This window comes from Kocuria sp. CPCC 205235 (assembly GCF_040980905.1).
Classification (GTDB): Bacteria; Actinomycetota; Actinomycetes; order Actinomycetales; family Micrococcaceae; genus Kocuria; species Kocuria carniphila.
On sequence record NZ_JAVKPR010000106.1, the window covers coordinates 1 to 523 of the forward strand.

Genomic DNA, 523 nt, shown 5'->3' on the forward strand with positions numbered 1-523 from the left:
CCGGGTGGGCGAGATCCTGCTCGCGAGCTCGGTCCCGGCGGTGGTCTTCCAGGCCGGCGTGGTCATCGGCTCCGGCTCGGCGTCCTTCGAGATGATCCGCCACCTCGGCGACACCCTCCCGATCATGCCGGCGCCGTCCTGGGTGACCAACAGCATCGAGCCCATCGCCGTCCGTGACGTGCTGTACTACCTGATCCACGCGATGGACCTGCCGGAGGGCCTCAACCGCACCTTCGACATCGGCTCCCGCGACGTCATGACCTACGCGGACGCCATGCGCCGCTACGCCCGGGTGGCCGGGCTGCGCCGGCGGGTGGTCTTCCACTTCCCCCTCCCCGCGCCCCGGCTGTCCGGGTTCTGGGTGGGCATGGTCACCCCGATCCCCCTGGGCCTGGCCGTGCCGCTCGTGCAGTCGCTGCAGCACGACGCCGTGTCGGGCGAGCACGACATCGACGACCACATCCCGCCGCCCCCCGAGGGGCTGGCCGGCTACCGCCGCGCCGTGGCGCTCGCGCTGAAGAAA

Annotated in this window: 1 pseudogene; it reads left to right on the forward strand. The window is 72.1% G+C overall.

What is annotated here, in order from left to right:
* Positions 1–523: pseudogene (locus tag RF638_RS16205) on the forward strand (DUF2867 domain-containing protein); the annotation flags it as partial.